The organism is Micromonospora sp. URMC 106 (genome assembly GCF_051386395.1).
Classification (GTDB): domain Bacteria; phylum Actinomycetota; class Actinomycetes; order Mycobacteriales; family Micromonosporaceae; genus Micromonospora.
This window is the reverse complement of record NZ_JBPQTP010000064.1, coordinates 14,355-38,700: the sequence shown is the minus strand read 5'-3', so window position 1 is coordinate 38,700 and position 24,346 is coordinate 14,355. Positions and strand designations below refer to the sequence as shown.

Annotated in this window: 24 protein-coding genes and 1 tRNA gene; 11 read left to right on the top strand and 14 right to left on the bottom strand. The window is 73.4% G+C overall.

Annotated features, from left to right (window positions below):
* The first annotated feature begins 87 nt into the window (after positions 1-87).
* Positions 88-164: transfer RNA gene (locus ACSNOB_RS19825), tRNA-Pro, on the top strand.
* A gap of 184 nt (positions 165-348) precedes the next feature.
* Entirely contained in the window at positions 349-978 is a 630-nt protein-coding gene (locus ACSNOB_RS19820) for a permease-like cell division protein FtsX (RefSeq protein ID WP_436687997.1), read from the top strand.
* 411 nt (positions 979-1,389) lie between these two features.
* Here the strand turns inward: ACSNOB_RS19820 and ACSNOB_RS19815 are convergent, their stop codons facing one another.
* Positions 1,390-1,779, bottom strand: coding sequence for a VOC family protein (locus tag ACSNOB_RS19815; protein ID WP_436687996.1), 390 nt, complete (start codon positions 1,777-1,779; stop codon positions 1,390-1,392).
* Between the two features lie 75 nt (positions 1,780-1,854).
* Positions 1,855-1,998, bottom strand: coding sequence for a hypothetical protein (locus ACSNOB_RS19810; RefSeq protein WP_436687995.1), 144 nt, complete (start codon positions 1,996-1,998; stop codon positions 1,855-1,857).
* 95 nt (positions 1,999-2,093) lie between these two features.
* Between ACSNOB_RS19810 and ACSNOB_RS19805 the strand changes: the two genes are divergently transcribed.
* Positions 2,094-2,729, top strand: coding sequence for a TetR/AcrR family transcriptional regulator (locus tag ACSNOB_RS19805; RefSeq protein ID WP_436687994.1), 636 nt, complete (start codon positions 2,094-2,096; stop codon positions 2,727-2,729).
* A 187-nt stretch (positions 2,730-2,916) separates the two neighbouring features.
* Here the strand turns inward: ACSNOB_RS19805 and ACSNOB_RS19800 are convergent, their stop codons facing one another.
* The gene (locus tag ACSNOB_RS19800) at positions 2,917-3,390 is read right to left on the bottom strand and encodes a hypothetical protein (protein WP_436687993.1); all 474 of its coding nucleotides are present in this window, start codon (positions 3,388-3,390) and stop codon (positions 2,917-2,919) included.
* A 188-nt stretch (positions 3,391-3,578) separates the two neighbouring features.
* Here ACSNOB_RS19800 and ACSNOB_RS19795 point away from each other — a divergent pair, with 188 nt between their 5' ends.
* Positions 3,579-4,862 carry an MFS transporter gene (locus tag ACSNOB_RS19795; protein ID WP_436687992.1) on the top strand — a complete coding sequence of 428 codons (1,284 nt, stop codon included), beginning with the start codon at positions 3,579-3,581 and terminating at the stop codon, positions 4,860-4,862.
* A gap of 67 nt (positions 4,863-4,929) precedes the next feature.
* Here ACSNOB_RS19795 and ACSNOB_RS19790 read toward each other — a convergent pair whose 3' ends face one another.
* Complete coding sequence (locus ACSNOB_RS19790) at positions 4,930-6,642, bottom strand: bifunctional metallophosphatase/5'-nucleotidase (protein WP_436687991.1); 1,713 nt, start codon at positions 6,640-6,642, stop codon at positions 4,930-4,932.
* 404 nt (positions 6,643-7,046) lie between these two features.
* Between ACSNOB_RS19790 and ACSNOB_RS19785 the strand changes: the two genes are divergently transcribed.
* On the top strand, positions 7,047-7,676 hold the full coding sequence (locus ACSNOB_RS19785; protein WP_436687990.1) for a hypothetical protein: 630 nt from the start codon (positions 7,047-7,049) through the stop codon (positions 7,674-7,676).
* A 36-nt stretch (positions 7,677-7,712) separates the two neighbouring features.
* On the opposite strand, the gene ACSNOB_RS19780 is transcribed toward ACSNOB_RS19785, so the two are convergent.
* Both ACSNOB_RS19780 and ACSNOB_RS19775 read right to left on the bottom strand, forming a co-directional pair.
* The gene (locus ACSNOB_RS19780; RefSeq protein WP_436687989.1) at positions 7,713-8,168 is read right to left on the bottom strand and encodes a lamin tail domain-containing protein; all 456 of its coding nucleotides are present in this window, start codon (positions 8,166-8,168) and stop codon (positions 7,713-7,715) included.
* Positions 8,169-8,473: 305 nt separating this feature from the next.
* On the bottom strand, positions 8,474-9,256 hold the full coding sequence (locus tag ACSNOB_RS19775) for a phosphodiesterase (RefSeq protein ID WP_436687988.1): 783 nt from the start codon (positions 9,254-9,256) through the stop codon (positions 8,474-8,476).
* Positions 9,257-9,472: 216 nt separating this feature from the next.
* Here ACSNOB_RS19775 and ACSNOB_RS19770 point away from each other — a divergent pair, with 216 nt between their 5' ends.
* Positions 9,473-10,900 carry a diguanylate cyclase gene (locus tag ACSNOB_RS19770; RefSeq protein WP_436687987.1) on the top strand — a complete coding sequence of 476 codons (1,428 nt, stop codon included), beginning with the start codon at positions 9,473-9,475 and terminating at the stop codon, positions 10,898-10,900.
* Between the two features lie 12 nt (positions 10,901-10,912).
* Here the strand turns inward: ACSNOB_RS19770 and ACSNOB_RS19765 are convergent, their stop codons facing one another.
* Both ACSNOB_RS19765 and ACSNOB_RS19760 read right to left on the bottom strand, forming a co-directional pair.
* A complete protein-coding gene (locus tag ACSNOB_RS19765; protein ID WP_436687986.1) occupies positions 10,913-11,974 on the bottom strand; it encodes an aspartate-semialdehyde dehydrogenase in 1,062 nt (353 codons plus the stop codon).
* Between the two features lie 5 nt (positions 11,975-11,979).
* The gene (locus ACSNOB_RS19760) at positions 11,980-13,245 is read right to left on the bottom strand and encodes an aspartate kinase (protein WP_436687985.1); all 1,266 of its coding nucleotides are present in this window, start codon (positions 13,243-13,245) and stop codon (positions 11,980-11,982) included.
* A 223-nt stretch (positions 13,246-13,468) separates the two neighbouring features.
* On the opposite strand from ACSNOB_RS19760, the gene ACSNOB_RS19755 reads away from it, so the two are divergent.
* The 3 genes from ACSNOB_RS19755 to leuA all read left to right on the top strand — a co-directional run bounded on the left by ACSNOB_RS19755 (position 13,469) and on the right by leuA (position 16,979).
* Complete coding sequence (locus ACSNOB_RS19755; RefSeq protein ID WP_436687984.1) at positions 13,469-14,320, top strand: hypothetical protein; 852 nt, start codon at positions 13,469-13,471, stop codon at positions 14,318-14,320.
* A gap of 85 nt (positions 14,321-14,405) precedes the next feature.
* A complete protein-coding gene (locus ACSNOB_RS19750) occupies positions 14,406-14,933 on the top strand; it encodes a nitroreductase family protein (RefSeq protein WP_436687983.1) in 528 nt (175 codons plus the stop codon).
* 294 nt (positions 14,934-15,227) lie between these two features.
* Positions 15,228-16,979, top strand: coding sequence for a 2-isopropylmalate synthase (gene leuA, locus ACSNOB_RS19745; RefSeq protein ID WP_436687982.1), 1,752 nt, complete (start codon positions 15,228-15,230; stop codon positions 16,977-16,979).
* Positions 16,980-17,076: 97 nt separating this feature from the next.
* Here the strand turns inward: leuA and ACSNOB_RS19740 are convergent, their stop codons facing one another.
* Positions 17,077-17,289 carry a DUF1737 domain-containing protein gene (locus ACSNOB_RS19740; protein WP_393111534.1) on the bottom strand — a complete coding sequence of 71 codons (213 nt, stop codon included), beginning with the start codon at positions 17,287-17,289 and terminating at the stop codon, positions 17,077-17,079.
* On the bottom strand, positions 17,286-18,764 hold the full coding sequence (locus tag ACSNOB_RS19735; RefSeq protein ID WP_436687981.1) for an MFS transporter: 1,479 nt from the start codon (positions 18,762-18,764) through the stop codon (positions 17,286-17,288). The genes ACSNOB_RS19740 and ACSNOB_RS19735 overlap by 4 nt, the downstream gene beginning before the upstream one ends.
* A 108-nt stretch (positions 18,765-18,872) precedes the next feature.
* Here ACSNOB_RS19735 and ACSNOB_RS19730 point away from each other — a divergent pair, with 108 nt between their 5' ends.
* Together ACSNOB_RS19730 and ACSNOB_RS19725 are read left to right on the top strand one after the other, a co-directional pair.
* A complete protein-coding gene (locus ACSNOB_RS19730; RefSeq protein ID WP_436687980.1) occupies positions 18,873-19,532 on the top strand; it encodes an HNH endonuclease family protein in 660 nt (219 codons plus the stop codon).
* A complete protein-coding gene (locus tag ACSNOB_RS19725; protein ID WP_393111540.1) occupies positions 19,514-19,969 on the top strand; it encodes a hypothetical protein in 456 nt (151 codons plus the stop codon). The genes ACSNOB_RS19730 and ACSNOB_RS19725 overlap by 19 nt, the downstream gene beginning before the upstream one ends.
* Positions 19,970-20,016: 47 nt before the next feature.
* Here ACSNOB_RS19725 and ACSNOB_RS19720 read toward each other — a convergent pair whose 3' ends face one another.
* The 4 genes from ACSNOB_RS19720 to ACSNOB_RS19705 are packed head-to-tail and all read right to left on the bottom strand — an operon-like array spanning position 20,017 to position 24,270.
* On the bottom strand, positions 20,017-21,120 hold the full coding sequence (locus tag ACSNOB_RS19720; protein WP_393111542.1) for an ABC transporter ATP-binding protein: 1,104 nt from the start codon (positions 21,118-21,120) through the stop codon (positions 20,017-20,019).
* On the bottom strand, positions 21,117-22,247 hold the full coding sequence (locus tag ACSNOB_RS19715; protein WP_436687979.1) for an ABC transporter ATP-binding protein: 1,131 nt from the start codon (positions 22,245-22,247) through the stop codon (positions 21,117-21,119). Before ACSNOB_RS19715 ends, ACSNOB_RS19720 begins: the two co-directional genes overlap by 4 nt.
* Positions 22,248-22,300: 53 nt before the next feature.
* Positions 22,301-23,269 (bottom strand): ABC transporter permease, encoded by a 969-nt coding sequence (locus ACSNOB_RS19710; RefSeq protein ID WP_436687978.1) that lies wholly within the window; start codon positions 23,267-23,269, stop codon positions 22,301-22,303.
* Entirely contained in the window at positions 23,266-24,270 is a 1,005-nt protein-coding gene (locus tag ACSNOB_RS19705) for an ABC transporter permease (RefSeq protein WP_393111548.1), read from the bottom strand. The genes ACSNOB_RS19710 and ACSNOB_RS19705 overlap by 4 nt, the downstream gene beginning before the upstream one ends.
* Between the last annotated feature and the right edge of the window lie 76 nt (positions 24,271-24,346).

Sequence of the window (24,346 nt, the reverse complement as noted above, 5' to 3'; positions counted from 1 at the left end):
GTCGGGCCTACTCCACCAGGGCGCGGGGTGGTGGGGGTACCGAGTTGGACCACCGATCCGGGTGGGCTACTATTTGTCGGCACGCCTCGGGGTGTGGCGCAGCTTGGTAGCGCGCTTCGTTCGGGACGAAGAGGTCGTCGGTTCGAATCCGGCCACCCCGACCAGAGGTAACAGCAGGTCAAGGCCCCTCCGCGGAGGGGCCTTGACTCGTTTCCGGCGAGCACCGCCGTCCGGAGGCAGCGAAGGACGCGAGCGGCCGGGCCGCACCCCGGCTCAGCGTGGGCCGCCTGGTCGCAGCCGCGCCGTCAGGGACATCGTGGGGCGGCCATCACTGCTTTACTGTCCACCGTGTCGGAGCCGTTCCCCCAACCACCCCTGGACGAGTCGTCACCCGTCGACGCCGCGCCGGGCGGGGCCGCGCCGGTCGACGCCGCGCCGGTCGGGGTCGCGCCGGTCGGGGTCGCGCCGGTCGGGGTCGCGCCGGTCAGGGCCGCGCCGGTCGACGCCGCGCCGGTCGGGGTCGCGCCGCCCACCCGGCCCCGACGCGGTCTGCTCCTGCTCGTCGCCGTGGTCGCCATGCTCGTCGGGGCGGTCGTCGCGACCACGGTCGTCCTCGTCGTCATGCGGAGCAACCAGCACCAGTACGCCGTCAACGTCTTCCTGAGCAGCGAGGCCACCCCCGAGCAGAAGGCGGCCATCGAGTCGGCGCTGCACGGCCTGGACCCGGTGGAGGGCGTCAGGTTCGAGGGCCGCGAGCAGGCGTGGCAGCACTTCCAGGAGATGTTCAAGGACAGGCCGGACATGACCGCGCAGGTCTCGGCCGATGCGATGCCCGAGTCGTTCCGGCTCACGACCGAGGGCAGGGAGTTCGACTGCACGCGGCTGGCGCCGATCCGCCGGTTGCCGGGGGTGGAGGAGATCCAGGTGATCCAGCGGCCGACGGGAGAGAAGGCCGGCGCGGTCGTCGGCTGCGGCTGAGCTGCGCCGCCCGCCCGCCCGCATTCGCCCGGCACGACGGCGCGCCAGACGGCGGCGTCCGGGGCGACGGCCTCCGGGGCGACGGCCTCCGGGGCGACGGCGTCCGGGGCGACGGCCTCCGGGGCGACGGCCTCCGGGGCCAGGCGTCTCGATGCCCCAACGTGCGCGGCGACCGCGCGCCGAGACCGAGAATCTGCCGGACGCGCAGGGACATCCGGTCGCCCGCCACCGCCGGCGCACAGGTTCAGGGGGCACACCGCTCGGCGGACGTGCCCCCTGAACCTTGGTGCGGCGGCCACCGCCCGGTCACCAGAAGGGTGGCTGGGGAGGCGGCGACGTGCTGGTGCGGGGGCGTGTCCACGGCGCGGCGCGCGCCGCGGGTGCCGCCGGGTGTCCGGCGGCACCCGCGGGTCAGTCGGCGGCCGGGGTGACCCACTCGACGAACTGGATCACCACACCGTTGGGGTCGGTGACCTGGAACAGCCGCTCGCCCCACGGTTCCTCACGCAACGGCATGGTGATGGCGACTCCCTCGCCCGCCAACCGGCCGAGCACCCCGCCCAGGTCGGACACGGTGAAGGCCAGGATCAGCCCGGACGCCCGCTGGTCGCGCTGGTCCTCGGGGAGGACCTCGATGCCCCGTCGCAACAGGACGATGTCTGCCGCCGCGTCGCCCCGGCTCAGTGAGGCGAACCCGTCGGCCGCGGCCTTCTCCTGGTAACCGAGGTGCCTGACGAGGAAGTCGCGGGACGCGGTGACGTCGTCGACGGTCAGGGAGACGGTCGTGGTGGTGACGTTCATGTTTCTCCTCCGGGAAGGGCGAGCTGTCAGGGTCACGGGCGGCCCACCTTCACGGGCGGACCGGGCGCGAGGTCGTCAACGGGCCCGTCGGTGCGGCAACCGGGTCGCCCGCACGCCCCGGATGCCGCCGGGCTGGCCACCCTTCGGCGTCTTGCGCGTGGTGTTGATCCCGGGCGCGGGCCCGGTGGTCGGAGCCGTCGGCGTGAAGCGCGAACTCATGTGCCCTCCTCATCTTGGGAACGACATAAGTTTGGGTCGAGCACAAGCTCTGTGTCAAGCATAATTTTAGGTCAAACCTATGAGACACTGTGCGCATGACCTCACCGACCCCCAACCTGCGCGAACAGAAGAAGCGGGAGACCCGCCAGAAGATCTCCGACGTGGCGACCCGCCTCTTCATGGAGCGCGGCTTCGAGACCGTCACCATCGCCGAGATCGCCGCGGCGGCGCACGTCGCCAAGATGACCGTCACCAACTACTTCCCGCGTAAGGAGGACATGGCCCTCGACCTGAGCGACGAGTTCGTCGGCTCCCTCGCCCGCACCGTGGCCGAGCGGCGCGTCGGGGAGTCGGCGCTCGCCGCGCTACGGCGGGAGTTCCTGGCGGCCGTCGCCCGCCGCGACCCGGTGATCGGCTTCGCCGGCCTGCCGTTCGTTCGGATGATCGCGGAGAGCCCCACCCTGACCGCCCGTCTGCGCGATTTCCACGACCTACGCGAGCAGGCGCTGGCCGACCTGCTCGCGGTCGAGGCGCACGCCGGGCCCGACGACGTCGTGCCGCGCGCCGTCGCCAACCTGCTCGGCGGGGTGCACCGGGTCCTCTTCACCGAGACGATCCGGCGCACGCTCGACGGCGACGACCTGGACGACGTCGCGGCCGCGCTCACCGACGCGGGCACCCGGGCGTTCGACCTGCTCGAACCGGCGCTCGGCGACTACGCCGTGCGCTGAGACCCGGACCGGGCCTGCCCGCCGTCCTCGTCGCGGACGGCGGGCACCGGCCCGAACGGCACCGGCTCGGCGGCGGCCACGTGAGACCCCGACCGGGCTGCCCGCCGTCCTCGTCGCAGACGGCCGGCACCGGCCTGAACGGCACCGGCTCAGCGGCGGCCACTTCGGACGGCGGCGGACGGCTCGCTCAGTCGTGGCGTTCGGTGCGTTCGATCTCGGCGAACGCGGCGGCCAGGTAGCCGTCGAGCGGCCGGCCGGTCGTGGCGAGCAGGTCGGCCACGAGCAGCGGCGCGTGCCGCGCCACGGCCGGCGGGTCGGGCGGCGACTCGTCGCCGTCCGGGTCGTAGACGCCGAGGGCGCCCGCCAGCAGGACGAGCACCACGTTCGGGTCGGCGTCGGGCCGCCACCCCGCCGCGCCCCGCACGCAGCGTTCGAGCACCTGCCGGACGTCGTCGCCGTCCAGGCCGTCCGGGTGGCCCTCCTCCAGCAGCAACCGGACCACCGCGCCGAGGACCAGACCGGACCGCTCGGCAGCCGCGAGCCGGGCCACCGCCACGTCGTACGCCTCGGGGTCGCGCCCGCGTGCGGCCGCGACGGCGTCGACGGCGGCCGTGGCGATCTCGCGGGCCGGTGCGGGCAGGTGTCGCCAGGTCGTGGTCATCCCGAACAGCATCGCAGACGGGCCCGACAGCGAGCCCGGTCCCGGTGCCGCCGACGGCCACGGTTGGGGGCGGCACCGCCGACGGCACGGCCGCCCGGTGTGGCCTTGATCACCGCGTCGCCCCCGGGCACGCGGGCGGGGCCGTAAACGGCTCGCGGGTCGTCGTACCCGGCGCACAGAATCGCCGAATGCTCAGTCGCGCCCTGCCCCGCCGTCCGGAAGCCCGACGGATCCTCGTCGGCACCCTGCTGTCGGCGGTCGGGCGCGGCCTCACCCTGCCGTTCCTGTTCATCTACCTGACCGATGTCCGTGGCCTCACCGACGCGCGCGCCGGCCTGGTGATCGGCTGGTACGGCGCGGTCACCCTGGCGCTGTCGCCGCTCGGCGGCACGCTCATCGACCGGTTCGGCGCGCGCCGGATCGTCGTGCCGTGCCTGGTGATCGAGGCGGTCGGCACCGGCTCGCTGGCGCTGGTCGACTCGACCGCCTCGGCGTTCGGCGTGATGACGCTGGTGGCGATGGGCAGCTCGGCCATCTGGTCCGGGCAGAACACCATCCTCGCCTCGCTGACCGACAACGACGAGCGGCAGCGGGTCTTCGGGCTGAACTTCGCCCTGCTCAACCTCGGCATCGGCATCGGCGGCCTGACGTCCGGCGCGATCGTCGACACCACCCGCCTGGTCACCTTCCAGGCGATCTACGTGCTCGACGCGATCACCTACCTGATGCCCGCGCTGATCCTGCTGAGCCTGCCGCGGGTGGGTCACCGGCTCGCCGCCGGCCCGGCCGGGGACCGGCCGTCCGCCGGGGGCTACCTCACCGTGCTGAAGGACCGGCCGTTCCGGCGGCTGGTCGTCTTCGGCCTGATCCTGACCACCTGCGGCTACGCGCAGATCGAGGTGGGCTTCACCGCGTACGCCGTGCGGGTGGTGGAGGTGACGCCGCGCGTGGTGGCCTGGGCGCTGGCCGGCAACACGGTGATGATCGTGCTCGCCCAACTGCTGGTCATCCGCCGGATGGAGGGGCGCAGCCGGACGGGCGGGCTGGCCGTGGTGGGTGCGGTCTTCGCGACCGCCTGGCTGGTGCTCGGCGCCGCCGGCGTGGTCGGTACGGGCAACGCGCTGCTCGCCGCCCTCGGCGTGGTGGCCTGCTCGGCGATCTTCGGCTTCGGCGAGACGCTGCTGTCGCCGGTGATGCCCGCGCTGACCAACGCGCTCGCCACGGACGAGCTGCGCGGCCGCTACAACGCGATGAGTTCGATGATCTTCGGCGTCAGCGGGGTGATCGGCCCGGTCACGGCGGGTCCCCTGATCGGCGCGGCCGACGGCCGGATCTGGGTCGCGGCGGTGGTCGGCGGTTGCCTGGTGGCCTCGCTGGTCGCGCTCTCCCTGCGCCCCCTGCTGACGGCGGTCCAGGACGGTCGCGTGCCGGCCGCCCCGCTGGCCGCCGAGCCGGCCCCCGCCCACGCCTGATCCGCCCCGCAACGGCGACGGGCCCCGGAGCGGATGCTCCGGGGCCCGTCGGCTGCGCACCGCTGCCTCAGGCGGCGGGGACCTCCGCGGTGGTGCGGATGCGGTCCAGGGCCGGCGCCGAGACCGGGGAGTTCGCGGTCAGGTACGCCACGAACGCGTCCAGGTCGATCATGCCGGTGACCACGTTGGTGCCTCCGGTGAGGACGGTGAAGCCGTCGCCGCCGCCGGAGAGGAAGTTGTTCACCGTGACCCGGTACGTCTTGCCGGCGTCGACCGCCACGCCACCGATGGTCAGGCTGCCGCGGACCACCCGGCTGCCCGCGCACGGCTCCGCCACGGTGCCGGTGGTGCCGGCCGGGTCGACGACGTACCGGACGGTCGACGACGGGTAGAGGGTCCGGCCCGTGACGAACTGCTGCTCCAGCACGCAGTAGAGCTGCGCGCCGGTGAGGTCGAGCGTCACGAGGTTGTTGCCGAACGGCTGCACCGTGAACGCCTCCTCGTAGGTGACCGGGCCGGCGTCGAGGTCGGCGCGTACGCCACCGGGGTTCATGAAGGCGGCGACCGCGCCCTGCTCGTCGTCGGTGGCGGCGAGCTGCGCGTCGGCGACGAGGTTGCCCAGCGGGGACTCACCCAGGGTCTTGTCGAAGAGGGTCTCCTGGGTCTTCTTGATCGCCGTGGTGGTCTGGCCGACCTCGCGGCCGGCCACCGGGCCGAGCACGGCCTTGTAGCGGTTGATCAGGTCGGTCTGCGCCCGGTCCGGGTCGACGTCCCGGGTGACCACCACGTTCTCGGCCTTGGCGGTGATGACGTCACCGGTACGCCGGTCGATGGAGAGGTCGATGTCGGTGACCAGGCGGCCGAACGAGCTGGCGCTGGTGACCAGCTTGCCGCTGATGTCGCAGTTGTACGCCTGGTGGGTGTGACCGCTGACGACGACGTCGATCGACGGGTCCATCCGGTTGGCGATGTCCACGATCGGGCCGGAGATGCCCTTGCAGTCGTTGATGCCGCCGGTGGCGTCCTGGGTGCCGCCCTCGTGCAGCAGCACGACGATCGTCTCGACGCCCTTGCGGCGCAGCTCGCGGGCGTACCGGTTGGCGGTCTCCGCCTCGTCGGCGAAGGTCAGGCCGGCGACGCCCTGCGGGCTGACGATCTGCGGGGTGCCCTCCAGCGTCATGCCGATGAAGCCGACCTTGACGCCCTGCACCTTGTGGATGGCGTACGGGGCGAGCAGCGGCTGCCCGGTGGCGGTCTTGAACGCGTTCGCCGAGAGGTACTGGAAGCCGGCGCCCTCGTACGGGGTGCCGTCGGCGCAGCCGTCGACCGGGTGGCAGCCGCCGTTCTGGATGCGCAGCAGCTCGTCGGAGCCCTCGTCGAACTCGTGGTTGCCCACGCTGGCGTAGTCGAGGCCGGCCAGCGACAGCGCCTCGATGGTCGGCTCGTCGTGGAACGCGGCGGAGAGCAGCGGGGACGCGCCGATCAGGTCGCCGGCCGCCACGGTGATGGTGTTCTGCTCCTTGGCGGCGCGCTTGCGCAGCTCGGCGAGCTGGGTGGCGAGGTATTCGGCCCCGCCGGCGGGCTGCCCGGCGATGGTGCCGTTGGTGGTGCCGGTCGGCGGTTCGAGGTTGCCGTGGAAGTCGTTGAGGGCGAGCAGCTTGACGGCGACCGGCTTCGGGCCGGCGTCCGCCTGGTCGGGGGTGGTCGTGACCGCGCCGAACGCGGCCACGGCGAGCGCGGTCAGGCCGATGGCGGCCCGACGCATCCCGGGGATGGACATGGAACTCCTCGTGAGAAGCCGGCGCGGGGTGCCCGGGCGATGGTTCACACCGGTCGGGGCCGCGCCGTCGGCAGGGTTCGGTCGCGGTGCCGCGGCGGGGGACCGCGGCCGCGTCGGAGACAGCCTCTCATCGCGGAGGGCCACCGGTCGACCGGGGCGGGCACGCAGACCTGCGGTTACGGCCGCGGCCCGGGGAGGTCCGGACGGGCGTTTCCGACATGCCCGGCAGGGGACGACCGATCGTCGCGGTTGTCGGTGTGCTGGTCCAGAAAGGACGGGACGGACGGCGTACGGCGGAGAGGATGATCGGACGACCGCCGGCTCCCGGCGGTGGAGACGGTGCGGCCGGCTCCTGTTGACGGCCGCTGATACACCGGAGGGGGTGACGCGCCGAGGGAGGCAGGGTGTCCGAGGAGCAGAACGACCGGGCCCTGACGGCGGCCCTGGCGGACGCGGCGGCGATCCGGGCGACGATCGAACGGAAGGCCAACCACAACCAGGCCCTGGTCGGGGTGAACCTGACCGCGATCGCGGCGGTCGCCGGCTTCGTCCTCTCGGAGAAGGCGGACCTCCGGATGTTCCTGCTCCTGCCGGTGCTCAGCACCGCTCTCGGGCTGAGCGTCGTCTCCCAGTACCGGGACATCCGCATCGCCGGCCGGTACATCGAGCAGGTGCTGCGTCCCGCCATCGCCCGGTACACCGGCGAGCCCGACCTCTTCGGCTGGGAGGTCTTCTACTGGCGACGCAAGCACGACGGGCACGTGGCGCAGGCGCTCGCCATGGGGGTGATCTTCCCGGGGACCTCCACCCTCGCCCTGGCGATCACCCTTCCCGGCATCCGCACGACCGGCGACAGGCTGGCCTGGGCCCTGGGCGCGGCGATGCTCCTGCTCCTGCTCGCCGCGTGGTCCACCCGTCTGCACGAGATGGTGCGCGCCCGGATGGCCCGGTCCCGCCGCGCCTCGTCGCGCCCGCCAACCGACGCCCGGTCCGCCTCCGACGACGACGGGCCGAGGGCGCCGGCACCGGTCTGACCACCGGCCCCGGGCGCCCGGGGCCGGTGCCCCACGTCAGCAGTTCGTGTAGCTGCCGCTGCTCCCCCACGAGCACGAATCGATCAGGGTCCCGGCGGAGTTGCGCAGGTACGCCGCGTCCCCGGTGTTGTTCCAGATGTACGCGCCCGAGCCCCAGTAGCGGTGGGTCGACGTGTTCGTGCCCTTGCCGGTGTGGATGTAGACGCTGGCCCCGGAGGCCAGGCGGAAGTCGCCGGAGAACCTGTAGACGTGGCTGGCCTTGTCGCGCAGCGTCCAGTACTTCAGGTTGATCGCGCTCGACCGCCGGTTGGTCAGCTTGACGTACTCGGCGTTCAGGCTCGAGTTCGAGCGGTTGTCGGTGCCCGGCGAGTTGTAGTACACCTTGGTGATCTGGATGGCCGGGGTGGCGGCCTGGGCCGGGCCGGCGAGGGTCAGCGACCCGCCCATCGTGGCGGCGAACACCAGCGCGAACCCGATCAGCCTCTTCCTCATGTGATTCCCCCACACTGACGGCCGGTCGCAGCCGGCGGATGAGCCGCGCGTGAACCGCGACGGCCGGCCGAGGCTATCGATGCGCAGGGTCAATTGTGGACGGTGAAACGGTTGCCGCAGCAGATACGTCCGCCCGGTCGACCGGTTCCCAACCGGTGCGGCGACGCCCGCCGCCCGACCGCCCGCCGGGATGACCGGGCGGCGTGTGAGGACGACCGAGTGTGCCGACCATCCCGGCTGTCCGGACCCGGGACGGACCGGTCAGCGGCAGGAGCCCGTCGCGGCGTCCGTTGCGGCGTCGCCCGTCAGAATCCGCAGGTCTTGCCGGCGGCGTGGCTGACCTGCACCAGGTGCGTGACGCAGCCGTCCCCGACGATCCGGTGCAGGAGGAAGCCGGTCGGTTCGGCGACCCAGCCGATCTGCTCGTCCGCGCTCATGGTGAGCGAACTCTGCCGCCAGGTGCTCGGCGCGGTGGTGAGCACCGTGCCGGCGAAGGTCACCGTGACCGGGCGGTGCACGTGTCCGGCGACCACCCGGGCGACGTGCGGGTGCCGGGCGACCACCTCGGCCAGCGCGTCCCCGTCGGTCAGCCGGAGGTCGTCGGCGGCGGGGATGCCGACCGGGACCGGCGGGTGGTGCAGGCAGACCACGGCCGGCACCTCCGGCCGACCGGCCAGCACCCCGTCCAGCCAGGCGAGTTGGTCCTCGCCGAGGCAGCCGGCGCCGTCCCCGGCCGGCAACAGCGAATCCAGCACCACGACCGTCGCCTCCGGGTGGTCGACGTGGTAATACGCCGAGAAGCCGCCGCCGAGCCAGGGTGTGCCGCCGAAGGCGTCGAGCAGCGACTCCCGGTCGTCGTGGTTGCCCGCGACCAGGTGCACCGGCAGTGGGAACCGCCCGATGATCTCGCGGAGGGCGGCGTACTCGTCGGGGCGGCCGTGGTCGACCAGGTCGCCGGTGACGACCACGCAGTCCGGCCGGGGGTTCAGCGCCAGCACCCGGCCGAGGGCGCGGTGCAGGCCGACGGCCGGTTCGGCGGCGAGCACGCCGGTGGTCACGTGCGGATCACTGAGCTGGGCGATGAGCATCGGTGCCTCCACTCGACCGGGACCTTCACGCTATCGTCGCGAGCCCCGCCGCGCGGCCCGCCGAACCCACAGGCCGTGTCCACAGCCTGTGGATAGCACATGTGTACGAAGTCTGTGGACGATCTTGCTCGCGGGCGGCGCGACGCCGCGCTGAGTACCCTTGGTGCGGGCCGGCACGCCGGCCGACACCCCTCCCTACCTGGAACGACGTGCCCAGTGGATCACGAGCGAGTCATCCGTGACGTCACGGTCCGCCTACCCATGGCCTCGACCGCGGTCGAGGCGTGCCAGTGGACCGTCACCGCGCTCGCCCGGCACGCACCGGCCACCATCTCCGTCCTGCTCCAGGTGCACGACCGGCTCCGCTGCGTCGCGGCGACCGGGTCCTGGCAGGTCTTCTCGACCGTTCCGCCGAAGACCGGGATCGTCGGGCGGGTTTACGCCTCCGGCGAGACCGCCGTCGTGCCCGACGTCGCCGACGACCCCGACTACATCCCGGTACGCCCCGACGTCACCGCCGAGGTCTGCGTACCGGTGCTGGATCCGGCGGGCCGGCCGATCGGCGTGCTGGACCTCCAGTGGCGCGGCCCGACCGACCTGGCCCCGTGGCGGGACACCGCCGAGCGGGTGGCGGCCCGGCTCGGCGCCCGGATCGTGGCGCTCGGCGGGCCGCCGGCGGAGAGCCGCAGCGAGAAACTGCTCCGGCACGCCACCGCGCTGACCGCCGCGTCGACGGAGTGGGACCTGTTCGCCGCCGCGATCACCGCGGCCCGGGACGTCTCCACCCTCTCCGCCGCCGTGCTGGTGCTCGCCGGCCCGGAGGGCCCCCGGCTGGGCGCGCCGACGGCCGCCCCCGGCGAGTTCGAGTCACGGATCCGGGCGGAGCTGACCGAGGCGGGCCCGGCCGCGCTGGGCCGGATGATCAGCCGCGCGCACCGCCACGGCGTGGGGTACACGCTCGGCGAGGCGGGGCATCCGCCGGTCCCCGACCACCGGCCGCTGACCCGGGCCGGGGTGCGCACCCTGGTCGCGGTGCCCGTCGGCCCGCCCGACGACGACGGCGGCGGGGTGCTGCTGGTCGCCGACGAGCGGCTGTCGCGGCCCGACCCGACCACCGTCAACCTGTTGGAGTTGCTGGCCGGCCAGGCGTGGAGCTGCCTGGACCGGCTGCGTACCGTCGCCCGCCTGCGCGAGCAGGCCAACTCGGACCCGCTGACCGGGCTGCGGCACACCGGGCCGTTCGGCCGGCGGATCGCCGTGGCCACCCCCGGTCGTACGGCCCTGCTGGCGATCGACGTGGACGGCTTCAAGAGCGTCAACGACACGTACGGCCACCAGGCCGGCGACCAGGTACTGGTCCGGTTGGCCCGGGCCCTGGAGGCGGCGCTGCGGCACGGCGACGAGCTCTACCGGGTCGGCGGCGACGAGTTCGTGGCGGTGATCGAGGTGAACCGGCCCGACGAGGCGGTCCGGATCGCCGAGCGCCTCGCCGAGGCGGCGCGGCGGATCGGCCGCACGATCAGCGTGGGGGTGGCCCTCCCCCGCGCCGGCGAGTCCCCCGAACTCACCCTCCGCCGCGCCGACCAGGCGCTCTACGCGGTGAAGCGGCACGGCCGCGACGGCGTCCGCCTGGCCGCCGCCTGAACCCCACCCCGGTCAGCGGGCGGTCAGCTCCTTGGCCAGCAGCTCGGCGATCTGGGCGGTGTTGAGGGCGGCGCCCTTGCGGAGGTTGTCGCCGGTGACGAAGAAGTCCAGGGCGCGCGGGTCGTCGACGGCGCGGCGGAGCCGGCCCACCCAGGACGGGTCGGTGCCGACCGCGTCGATCGGCATCGGGAACTCGCCGGCGGCCGGGTCGTCGACCAGGATCACCCCGGGGGCGTTGCGCAGCACCTCGCGGGCGCCCTCGGCGTCCACCTCGGTGGCGAAGACCGCGTGCACCGCGACGGAGTGGCCGGTCACCACCGGCACCCGTACGCAGGTGGCGGAGACCTTGAGGTCGGGCAGCCCGAGGATCTTGCGCGACTCGTTGCGCAGCTTCATCTCCTCGGACGACCAGCCCGCCTCGGCCAGCGAGCCGGCCCAGGGCACCACGTTGAGCGCCAGCGGCGCCGGGAACGGGCCCAGCTCGTCGCCGACGGCCTGGCGGACGTCACCCGGACGGGAGCCGAGCGCCCGGTCACCGGCGATCTTGGTGAGCTGGGTGTGCAGGGTGTCCACCCCGGCCTGGCCGGCGCCGGAGACCGCCTGGTAGGACGCGAGCACCAGCTCACGCAGCCCGTACTCGCGGTGCAGCGGGGCGACCGCGACGATCATCGCGAGGGTGGTGCAGTTGGCGTTGGCGATGATCCCCTTCGGCCGGTTACGGACCTGTTCGGGGTTGATCTCGGGCACCACCAGCGGAACGTCGCGGTCCATCCGGAACGCGCCGGAGTTGTCGACCGCGACGGCGCCCCGGCCGACCGCGACCGGCGCCCACTGCGCGGAGACCTCGTCCGGCACGTCGAACATCGCCACGTCGACGCCGTCGAACGCCTCCGGGGTGAGCGCCTGGACGGTCAGCTCCTCGCCCCGGCAGCGCACCCGCCGCCCGACCGAGCGCTCGGAGGCGAGCAGGCGGATCTCTCCCCAGACGTTCTTGCGCCCGGTGAGCAGCTCGCACATGACGGTGCCGACGGCACCGGTCGCTCCGACCACGGCCAGGGTGGGCAGCGACGACATGGGCGCTACCGTCCCGTCCCCGCGTAGACGACGGCCTCGGTGTCGCCGCCGAGGTCGAAGGCCTCGTGGATGGCGCGCACGGCGGCGTCCAGGTCGGTGTCGCGGCAGACCACGGAGACCCGGATCTCCGACGTGGAGATCATCTCGATGTTCACGCCGGCCGCGCCGAGGGCGGCGAAGAAACCGGCGGCGACGCCGGGGTGCGAGCGCATGCCCGCCCCGATCAGCGACACCTTGCCGACGTGGTCGTCGTAGAGCAGGCCCTTGAACTTGACCGACTCCTGGATCTTGCTGAGCGCGGCCATGGCCGTCGGGCCGTCGGTCTTGGGCAGGGTGAAGGAGATGTCCGTGCGCCCCGTGCCCTCGGTGGAGACGTTCTGCACGATCATGTCGATGTTGATCTCGGCGCCGGCCACGGTGTCGAAGATCTTCGCGGCGGCGCCCGGCTCGTCGGGCACCCCCACAATCGTGATCTTGGCTTCGCTGCGGTCGTGGGCGACCCCGGTGATCAGTGCTTGCTCCACAGGAAGGTCCTCCATCGATCCGGTGACCATCGTGCCGGTGTTGGTCGAGTATGACGAACGGACGTGGATCGGCAAGCCCGCCCGGCGGGCGTACTCCACGCTGCGCAGGTGCAGGACCTTGGCGCCGCAGGCGGCCAGCTCCAGCATCTCCTCGTAGGTGATCTGCTTGATGTGCCGGGCGTTGGGGACGATCCGCGGATCGGCGCTGAAGACGCCGTCGACGTCGGTGTAGATCTCGCAGACGTCGGCGCGCAGGGCGGCGGCCAGCGCCACGGCGGTGGTGTCCGACCCGCCCCGGCCCAGCGTCGTGACGTCCTTGGTGTCCTGCGAGACGCCCTGGAAGCCGGCCACGATGACCACCGCGCCCTCGTCGAGCGCGCCCTTGAGCCGGCCCGGGGTGACGTCGATGATCCGCGCCCGGCCGTGCACCGACGTGGTGATCACGCCGGCCTGCGAACCGGTGAACGAGCGGGCCTCGTACCCCAGGTTGTGGATGGCCATGGCGAGCAGCGCCATGGAGATCCGCTCCCCGGCCGTGAGCAGCATGTCCAGCTCGCGGCCCGGCGGCAGCGGGCTGACCTGGTTGGCCAGGTCGAGCAGCTCGTCGGTGGTGTCCCCCATGGCGGAGACCACCACCACCACGTCGTCGCCGGCCTTGCGCGCGGCGACGATCCGCTCGGCCACGCGCTTGATCCGCTCGGCGTTGGCGACGGAGGACCCGCCGTACTTCTGCACCACGAGTGCCACGACGGTGCACTCCCTCCCAGCGACGACCCTGAGCGTGCCGACGCCGCCGGTCGGAGCCGGCGGCGCGTGTCAGACCCGTCCAGGGTATCGGTCGGCCGGCACCGCCGGGTCAGGTGATCCCACGATCCGGCCCGGCGTGGGGCGGAGGCGTGGCCCGCGACACGCCGGGCGGACGGACCGGAGGGGTCCCCCGCGCGTCGCTCCCGGGCCGCAGAATGGCCCGGTGCACGCCCACCTGAGTCCGGCCGGCCCTCGCGGCCGGGATCGTCAGCACGCCGCTGGCGGCGAGGCCATCCGCACGCCCGCGCGGCCGGCCCGGCGCCTCGCCGGCCCGCTCGCGCTCGTCCTGCCGGCGCTCCTCGTCGCCTGCGCCGCCGACCAGCCGGCCGCGCCGCCACCCCCCACACCGACGCCCGGCCCGGCCGGGATGGACGCGGCCCGCGACGAGCTGGCCGCGCTCGCCGCGGCGGCCCAGGACCGGCACCTGGTCGCCGGCTACACGCTGCGCGCCCCGGACGCCCCGGACCGCACGATCGTGGTGACCAGCGCGAACGACGGCACCTGGCGGGTCGACATCCCGGGCGGCGCGCTCGGCGGCACCGCGGACGTCTCGTTCGCCGCCACGGCCGACGGGCTCTACCAGTGCGCCCTGCCGTCGGCCGCCCGGCCCGAGCCGCCGAGCTGCGTACGCCTCGGCGACCCCGACGAGGCCGTGCCCCGCCGGCTGGACCCCCGCGTGCAGCACCCCTTCACCGACTGGCTGGACGTGCTGACCGACCGCCGCGCCCCGCTCGCCGTGTCCCCCGCCCAGCCCTCGCCCGGCGCGGCGGGCGCCTGCTACTCGGTCGAGACCACCTCCGCCTCGATCAACGCCCCGCTGGATGTGGGCATCTACTGCTACGACCGCGACGGCACGCCCACCGCCGTGCGGATCGCGGCCGGCACGCTGACCCTGGCCGGGCCGCCCGCGCCGGCCCCGGCCACCGTGCAGCTCGCCGGTCCGGTGGTGGACCGCGAACCGCTCGGCACGGCGGCGCCGGAGCCGACCGACAGCCCGAGCGCGGGAACGCCCTGACCCAGCCGAACGTTACGGGTGCTGTTCGCCACATTCGGACATCCCGCCCTTAAGGGCTCAATCGCCCGTACGGGACACTCGTCGCATGGCCGACCTCACCCCGCTGCTCGCGTTCCGCTGGAGCCCCCGGTCCTTCGACCCGATGGCCGAGCTGGCCACCGACCACGCGTCGGCGCTGCTCGAGGCGGCCCGCTGGGCGCCCTCGGCCGGCAACGCCCAACCGTGGCGGTTCGCCCTGGGGCGCCGCGACGACGAGACGTTCAAGCGGATCCTGGTGAATCTGCCGGCGCGGGACCAGCGGTGGGCGCAGCGCGCCTCGGCGCTGCTGCTGGGCGCCCACCTCACGGGGACCGCCGGGAACCTCTACGACCTGGGTCAGGCCGTCGCCCACCTCACCGTGCAGGCCACGGCGCTCGGCCTGCACGTGCGCCAACTGGTCGACCTCGACCGCGCCGGCCTGGTCGCGGACCTCGACCTGCCGGCCGGCGTACGCCCGCACGTGGTGGTGGCCGTCGGGCAGCTCGGCGACCCGCTCAGCCTCCCCGCCGACCTGCTCGGGCCGGAGACCGGCCTGCGCCGCCGGCGGCCCGTGGCCGAACTCCTGCTGACCTGACGGCCGCCCCCGGTCGTCCCGCACCGCCCCGGGGGCGGTGACACCGGTCCCATAGTCCGGACCGGCCTTCCCACGACCCGTCCCACCACGTAGGGTGACCCTGTCATGTGGCAGGCGCACCTCCTCCTTGGTCGCCGCGACGAGGCCTGAAGGCCGGCACCTCGTCGCGGAGTCGAACCGCGCCGTCCAGCACATCCGAACTTCCCATCGGCACCGCCCGGGCACCGTCGCCCCGGCACCTCGCCGACACCTTCCGATTGCTGACGCCACATGTTTCAAGGGGAGCACTCCGTCATGGCTCAACCCGTCACCGACGCCGAGACCGATCCGATCGCCCGGCAGCGTCCGAGCCGGATGCCGTACCACCGCTACCAGCCGTACCAGCAGCAGTTCCGGATCGACCTGCCGGACCGGACCTGGCCGACCCGCCACGTCGAGGCGGCCCCGCGCTGGTGCGCCGTGGACCTGCGCGACGGCAACCAGGCGCTCATCGACCCGATGTCGCCGGAGCGCAAGCGGCGGATGTTCCAGCTCCTGGTGCAGATGGGCTACAAGGAGATCGAGGTCGGCTTCCCCTCGGCCAGCCAGACCGACTACGACTTCGTCCGGCAGCTGATCGAGCAGGACCTGATCCCGGAGGACGTCACGATCCAGGTGCTCACCCAGTGCCGGGAGCACCTGATCGAGCGCACCTTCGAGTCGCTGCGCGGCGCGCGCCGGGCCATCGTGCACTTCTACAACTCGACCTCCACCCTCCAGCGCCGGGTGGTCTTCGGCCTGGACCGCGACGGCATCACGGACATCGCGACGCAGGGCGCGCGGCTCTGCCAGAAGTACGCGGAGATCCACACCCCCGACACCGACATCCACTACGAGTACTCACCCGAGTCGTACACCGGCACGGAGCTGGACTACGCGCTGGAGGTCTGCGCCAAGGTCATCGAGGTGGTCGACCCGACCCCGGACCGCAAGCTGATCGTGAACCTGCCCGCCACCGTCGAGATGGCGATGCCGAACGTCTACGCCGACTCGATCGAGTGGATGCACCGGCACCTGCCCCGGCGGGACAGCCTGGTGCTGAGCCTGCACCCGCACAACGACCGGGGCACCGGCGTGGCCGCCGCCGAGCTGGGGCTGCTGGCCGGCGCCGACCGGGTCGAGGGCTGCCTGTTCGGCAACGGCGAGCGCACCGGCAACGTCGACCTGGTGACGCTGGGCCTGAACCTGTTCTCCCAGGGCATCGACCCGATGATCGACTTCTCGAACATCGACGAGGTGAAGCGGGCCGTCGAGTACTGCAACCAGCTGCCGGTGCACGAACGCCACCCGTACGCGGGCGATCTGGTCTACACCGCCTTCTCCGGCTCCCACCAGGACGCGATCAAGAAGGGCTTCGACGCGCTCGCCAGGGACGCGGCGGCGGCCGGGGTGCCGATCGACCAGCACGCCTGGGCGGTGCCCTACCTGCCGGTCGACCCGAAGGACCTGGGCCGCACCTACGAGGCCGTCATCCGGGTCAACTCGCAGTCCGGCAAGGGCGGCGTCGCGTACATCATGAAGAGCGAGCACCAGCTCGACCTGCCGCGCCGCCTCCAGATCGAGTTCTCCGGCGTGGTCCAGCAGGTCACCGACCACGACGGCGGCGAGGTCGACCCGGGCACCATGTGGGAGATCTTCGCCGGGCACTACCTGCTCGACCACCAGGCCGACCCGGCGCTCACCCTGGACGGCTACGCCATCGGCACCGCCGAGGGCAAGGTCGAGATCGAGGCCCGCGTCGGCCTGGGCGGCGAGCACCGCTCGCTGACCGCCGTCGGCAACGGCCCCATCGACGCGTACGTCAACGCGCTCCAGTCGGTGGGTGTGGCGGTACGGGTGCTCGACTACCACGAGCACGCGCTCTCCTCCGGCGGCGACGCGCAGGCCGCCGCGTACGTGGAGTGCGAGGTCGACGGCCGCACGGTGTGGGGCGTCGGCACCGACGCCAACATCGTCACCGCCTCGATCAAGGCCGTCACGAGCGCCGTCAACCGCGCCCGCGCCTGAGGTCCGGGAAAGGGCCCGCTGTCGACGCCTCACGGCGTAGGCGGCGGGCCCTTCCCGACAGCCCCCGATCGCCGGGGCGTCGTCGGCGCTCCCATGATCAGACGGGGGTGACGTCGGCCGGCCAGCCGTCCGCGAGCACCACCGCCTGGGCGACCACCACCCGCTGGCCGTCGAACGTCATCGCGGGCGAGCCGTGCAGCCGGTACCCGTCGGCGAGCGCCTGACTGACCCGCCGGCAGAAGTCGGCGTCGTCCGGCCCGGTGAGCAGGCGGTAGCGCAGGCGGGAGGGCGTCTCGTTCTGATCCGTCACCGGGTGACCGTACCGCCCCGGCCGGGCGGGGACGGGGGTGCCTGCCGCGGCGGACGGCGGACGAGCAGGGCGGCCAGCGCCGCCCCGGCCAGCAGCAGGCCGGCGCACCAGAGCATCGCGCCCCGGTAGGCGTCGGTCAGCTCGCCCGGCTCCGCGTAGCCGGTGCCGGAGAGCCCCACCAGCAGCGGGAGCGCGGCCACCGCGAGCAGGCCGCCCGCCCGGGACGCGGCGTTGTTGAAGCCGCTCGCCACCCCGGCGAACCGGTCCTCGACCGCGGCCAGCACCGAGGCGGTCAGCGGCGCCACCACCAGGGTCAACCCGATCCCGAAGAGCCCCACCCCGGGCAGCAGGTCCCGCCAGTACGTCGCGTCCGGGCCGACGCCGCGCAGCAGCAGGAGCCCGACCGCCGCGACCACCGGCCCGACGGTCAGCGGCAACCGGGGCCCGATCCGCGCCGACAGCGCGCCGGCCCGCGCCGAGCCGACCAGCAGCAGCACGGTCGTCGGCAGCATCGCGATCCCGGTGAGCAGCGCCGACCAGCCGACCACGTTCTGCAGGTACACGGCGAGGAAGAAGGTGAAGCCGCCGAGCGCCGCGTAGACCAGCACGGTGAAGACGTTCAGCACGGAGAAGAGCCGGCTGCCGAACAGCCCGGTGGGCAGCATCGCGGCGTCGCCGCGGCGCCGCTCGACGAGCACGAAGGCCGCCGCGCCGGCCACCCCGACCAGGGCCGCGACCAGCACCGGCGCCGAGTCGAAGCCGCGCGCGGGCGCGTCGATCAGCGCGTACGTGACGCCGGCCAGGGCGAGCGCGCCGAGCAGCGCCCCGGCCACGTCGAACCGGCGGCGGCGACCGCCCGGCCCCTGGGTGCGGGACGCGGCCTCGTCCCGGCTCTCCGGCACCCAGCGCAGCGCGGCGAACACCACCAGCACGGCCAGCGGCAGGTTGAGGAAGAAGATCCACCGCCAGGAGAGCGCGTCGATCAGCCAGCCGCCGAGGAACGGGCCGAGCGCGGTGGAGACGCCGGACAGGCCCGACCAGGCGCCGATCGCCCGGCCCCGGTCGTCGGGGTGGAAGCTGGCCTGGAGCACCGACAGCGAGCCCGGGGTCAGCAGCGCGCCGCCGGCGCCCTGGAGGAACCGCGCCGCGATCAGCCACTCGGTGCTCTGGGCCAGGCCGCAGAGCAGTGAGGCGGCGGTGAACCAGACCACTCCGAGCAGGAAGACGCGCCGCCGCCCGAAGCGGTCGCCGAGCGCGCCCCCGAGCAGGACGAAGGCGGCGAGCATCAGCAGGTAGCCGTTGACCGTCCACTGGAGACCCGCCACGGTGGCGTCGAGTTCCGCGCCGAGCCGGGGCAGCGCCACGTTGACCACCGTGCTGTCCAGGAACACCATGCCGGAGGCGAGGACGGCCGCGAGCAGCGAGCCCCGGCCGCGGGCGGTGCCCAGGCGGAGCGCGGGCGCGGATCCGGTCATGGCGTCCAATCTGCCTCGCACCATATGAGCAACGCCACGAAACGCCGAAACCATGCCCGGGTACTGTGCGGGATCGCCGGGAGCCCCCAAGCTGGAGAGGTGTCGTCTGTGCGTACCAGATCAGGACCGCGCGTCGCGGTGACGGCCGCGCTGGCCGCGGCGCTGGCGCTCGGCGCGGCCGGCTGCGTCCCCACCGACGAGCCGGACGCCCCGCCGAGCGGCAGCGGCGGCAACGCCGCGCAGAAGCTGGCCCAGCTCACCGTCGCCAACGCGGGGTCGATGAAGGGCTACAGCCGGGAGCGCTTCCCGCACTGGCGGGACACCGGCAAGAACTGCGACGTGCGGGACAGCGTGCTGAAACGCGACGGGGAGGACATCAAGCTCTCCGGCTGCAACGTGGTCGCGGGCCGGTGGGAGAGCGTCTACGACGACCGCGCCCTCACCGACCCGTCCGACGTGGACATCGACCACATGGTGCCGCTGGCGAACGCGTGGCGCTCGGGCGCCGACGAGTGGGACGACGCCAAGCGCGGCGACTTCGCCAACGACATGGACCGGCCGCAGCTCATCGCGGTTTCCCAGTCCTCCAACCGGGCAAAGGGTGATCAGGACCCGTCCCAGTGGAAGCCGGCGAACCGGTCGTTCTGGTGCCAGTACGCCGAGAACTGGGTGACGGTCAAGCACCACTGGCGGCTCACGGTGACCAACGCCGAGAAGGCCGCCCTGACCGACATGCTGGAGGGCTGCACATGGGCGAGCAAGCCGTGACCGGGGCCGGGGCGACCCCCGCCCCGGAGCAGACGCCGGACGCCGCCGGGGAGGACGCGGCGGCCGCCACCGGCAGCGCGCCGGCCGGGCCGACCACGGCCGGGATGACGGCGGACGGCGCGGCCGGCACGGAGACCGCGGTGCCGGGGGCGGGCATGGCCGCCGACGCCGGCGGCACGTCGACCGCCGCGCAGGAGCGTACGGCCGACATCGTGCCCGGCCCGGGCGGGGTGATGACCGACGAGGTCGGCGTCGTCACCGGCGAGCTGACCCTGCGCACCGGCTACGCCGACGGCCAGGTGACGCTGACGGTGCAGTACAGGGACGCCGACGAGTGGTACGCGGTGACCGGCGGCCGGGTCGCGCTGGCCGATCCGGCCGGGCTCGACGCGGTGCACGGCATCGCCGTCGCCCTGCTGCACCGCCCCGAGGGCTGACCGCACGGACGCGGCCCCGCCTCGCGGGACCGCGTCCGTGACGCGGGTCAGACGTACGAGCCGGGCTCGCTCGGGGCGGAGACGGTGTGCGGCTCCTCGCCCTCGCCGACCGGCCGGGTGAGCTGCACGCTGACCTTGTGCGGGCGCAGCTCGCCGCTGGCGATCGGCTCGGCGAAGTGGCAGGCGACCCGGCTTCCGCCGATCTCCCGCAGCACGGGCCGCTCGTCGGCGCAGCGGGTCGGCTGCGCCCAGGGGCAGCGGGTGTGGAACCGGCAGCCCGACGGCGGGTTGGCCGGCGAGGGCAGGTCGCCGGCGAGCAGGATGCGCTCCCGCCGGTCCTCCACGTCCGGGTCCGGCACCGGCACCGCCGACATCAGCGCCCGGGTGTACGGGTGCAGCGGTTCGGTGTAGAGCCGGTCGCTCGGCGCCTCCTCGACCAGCGCGCCGAGGTACATCACGCCGACCGTGTCGGAGATGTGCCGCACCACCGCGAGGTCGTGCGCGATCACCAGGTAGGTCAGGCCGAGGCTGTCCTGGAGCTCGTCGAGCAGGTTCACCACCTGGGCCTGGATCGACACGTCGAGCGCGGAGACCGGCTCGTCGGCGACGATCAGGTCGGGCCCGAGCACCAGCGCCCGGGCGATGCCGATGCGCTGGCGCTGTCCGCCGGAGAACTCGTGCGGGTAGCGGGAGAGCGCCCAGCGGGGCAGGCCCACCGCGTCCAGCGTCTCGCCGATGATCCGCCGCCGCTCGTCGCGGTTGCCGCCGATGCCGTGGGTCTGCAACCCCTCGGTGAGGATCGACTCGACGTTCTGCCGGGGGTCCAGGCTCGACATCGGGTCCTGGAAGATCATCTGCATCCGGCGGCGCATCGACCGGAGCTTGCCCGCGGGCAGTGTCGTGAGTTCGACGCCGTCGAAGTCCACCTCGCCGCTGGTGGGCGGGGTGAGCTGGAGCAGCGCCCGGCCGAGCGTCGACTTGCCGCACCCGGATTCGCCGACCAGGCCGTACGTCTTGCCGCGGGCGATGCGCAGGTCGACCCCGTCGACCGCCTTCACGTGCCCGACCGTCCGGTCGAGGATCACCCCCCGCCGGATCGGGAAGTGCACCTTCAGGTCGCGGACCTCGACGAGGATGTCGCTCTCGGTCACGGCTTCTCCTCCTCGCGCGGGGCGGGCACCGGGCCCGCGGTCGCCTCCGCCGCCGGTGCGTCCGCCGCCGGTGCGCCGGCGTCGGGTGCCGGTGCCGTGGCGGCCGGGGCGTCGGCCGCCGGTGCCGTGGCGGCCGGCGGGGGCACGGTGCCGGACAGCGGCGCCGGGTTGACGCAGCGGTAGCTGCGCCCGTCGTGCGCGAGCACCAGCGCCGGCGGCTCCCCCACGCACTCGTCGACCCGCCGGGCGCAGCGCGGCGCGAAGGCGCAGCCGTCCGGCCAGGGCAGCAGGTCGCGGACCGAGCCGGGGATCGGGTTCAGCCGCTCGCCGCGCCCCGCGTCCAGGCGGGGCACCGAGCCGAGCAGCCCCACCGTGTACGGGTGCCGCGGCTCGCGGAACAGCGGACGACGCCGGGCCGTCTCCACCACCCGGCCGGCGTAGAGCACGTTGATGGTGTCGCACATGCCGGCCACCACGCCCAGGTCGTGCGTGATCATGACGAGCGCGGTGCCGGAGTCGCGGACCAACTCCTTGAGCAACTCCAGGATCTGCGCCTGGATGGTGACGTCCAGCGCCGTGGTCGGCTCGTCGGCGATCAGCAGCCGGGGCTTGCAGGCCACCGCCATCGCGATGAGGGCGCGCTGCCGCATGCCGCCGGAGAGCTGGTGCGGGTACTCCTTCAACCGCCGCTTCGGGTCGGGGATGCCGACCCGGTCCAGCAGCGCCGCCGCCTCCTTCTCGGCCGCCGCGCCCCGCATCCCCCGGTGCCGCGCGAGCACCTCGGTGACCTGCAACCCGATCGGGATGACCGGGTTCAGGGAGGAGAGCGGATCCTGGAAGATCATCGCGACGTCCCGGCCGCGGATGTCCCGCCGGGACCGGTCGTCGAGCTGGAGCAGGTCGGTGCCGTCGAAGACCGCCTTGCCGCCCACGCGCAGGCCCGGCTGCTTGGGCAGCAGGCCCATGATCGCCAGCGAGGTGACGCTCTTGCCGCAGCCGGACTCGCCCACCAGGCCGACCACCTCACCGGCGTCGACGGAGAAGGAGACCCCGTCGACGGCGTGCACGGTGCGCTGACCGCGCCGGGCGAAGGTGACGGAGAGGTCGTCCACTTCGAGCAGTGCCATCATCGACCCTCCGTTCGCGACCGCGGGGCTCGCAACGCTTCACACATGCCGACCTACTTCCGCAGCTTCGGGTCGAGGGCCTCGCGCATCGCCTCACCGAGCAGGGTGAAGCCGAGCGCGGTGATGATGATCGCGACCGCCGGATAGACCGCCAGGCTCGGCCGGATGCCCAGGTACGGCTGCGCGTCGGCGAGCATCACGCCCCACTCGGGCACCGCCGTGTCGGGGTTGCCCAGGCCGAGGAAGGAGAGCGCGGCGGCCTCGATGATCGCGGTGGCCAGGGTCAGGGTGGCCTGCACGATCACCGGGGCGAGGGAGTTCGGCACCACGTGGGTGATCGCGATCTTCGACTTCTTCACGCCCAGCGAGGTGGCCGCCAGCACGTAGTCGCTGTTGGCCTGGGAGATCATCGAGCCGCGCAGCAGCCGGGCGAAGACCGGCACGGACACCACGCCGACCGCGATCATCACGGTGGTCAGGCTCGCCCCGAGCAGCGCGGCGATGCTCACCGCCAGCAGCAGGCTGGGCAGCGCCAGCATCATGTCGATGATCCGCATGAGCGCGGTGTCGATCGCCCGCCCCCACCGGCCGCCCAGGCCGGCGGCCGCGCCGGCGACCCCACCGATCAGGGCACCGATCGCCAGACCGATCAGCGTGGAGACCACGCCGACCAGCAGGGTCTGCCGGGCGCCGACGATCATCCGGCTGAACACGTCGCGGCCCTGGTGGTCGAAGCCGAGCCAGTGGTCTCCGGAGGCCCCCGGGATCAGGCCCTGGCCCGACTTGACCAGGCCCTCGCGGATGCCGATCGCGTCCGTCGGCCCGTACGGGACGAAGAACGGCCCGACCACCGCGACCAGGACGAAGAGCACCAGGATGACCGCGCCGATGATCGCCGCGGGGTTGCGCCGCAGCCGGCGGAACGCCTCCTGCCAGAGGCTGACGCCGCGCTCGTCGTCGCGGGCGGCCAGCTCGGAGAGCCGGTCGATCTTTTCCTTCTTCTTGCCGCTGGTGATCGTCACCGGACCCTCACCCTCGGGTCGATCAGGCTGTAGGAGAGGTCGACCAGGAGGTTCACCAGCACGTACACCACCGCAATGATCATGATGAAGCCCATCAGCACCGGGTAGTCCCGCTGGCCGATGGCGTCGTAGATGAACGCTCCGATGCCGCTGAAGGCGAAGACGGTCTCGGTCAGCACCGCGCCGGAGAGCAGGCCACCGGTGAGCAGGCCGATCGAGGTGACCACCGGCAGCATCGCGTTGCGCAGCACGTGCCGGCGACGGACGGTCCGCTCGGTGAGGCCCTTCGCCTCGGCGGTACGGACGAAGTCCTCGTTGAGCACCTCGAGCACGCTGGCCCGGGTGATCCGGACGATGATCGCCAGGGGGATGCTGGCCAGCGCGACGCCCGGCAGCACGAGGTGCCAGATCGCGTCGGCGGCGGCGTCCCACTCCCGGGTCATCAGGCCGTCGAGGACGAAGAAGTTGGTGATCCGGGTGGCGCCGAGCGTCGGGTCCTGCCGGCCGCTGGACGGGAACCAGCCGAGGTTCTCCGAGAAGATCGCCTTCAGCACGTAGGCCAGGAAGAACACGGGGATGCAGATGCCGATCAGCGAGCCGCCGACCGAGGCGTGGTCGAGCAGCCGGCCGCGACGGCGGGCGGCCAGGTAGCCGAGCGGGATGCCGAGCCCGATCGCGATCACCAACGCCATGACGGTCAGCTCGACGGTGCCCGGGAAACGCTCCAGGAACTCCGTGGTGACCGCGCGCTTGGTGGAGGTCGAGGTGCCGAGGTCGAGGCGGAGCAGCCGCCGCACGAAACGGCCGTACTGCACCAGGATCGGCTCGTCGAGGCCCATGTTGCGCCGGATCGCGGCACGCATCTCGGGCGTTCCGCGCTCGCCGAGGATGGCGGTCTCGGGGCCGCCGGGCAGTCGACGGAGCCAGATGAAGAGCAGGAGGGAGAGCCCGAACAGCGTGGGTATGAGCTGGAGCAGGCGTCTGACGATGAACCGGAACACGGTGGCCTCGAAAGGGGTACGGAGGGTCGCGGGCGGACGCTGTCGAAACAGCGCCCGCCCGCGGTCCTTGCGTCAG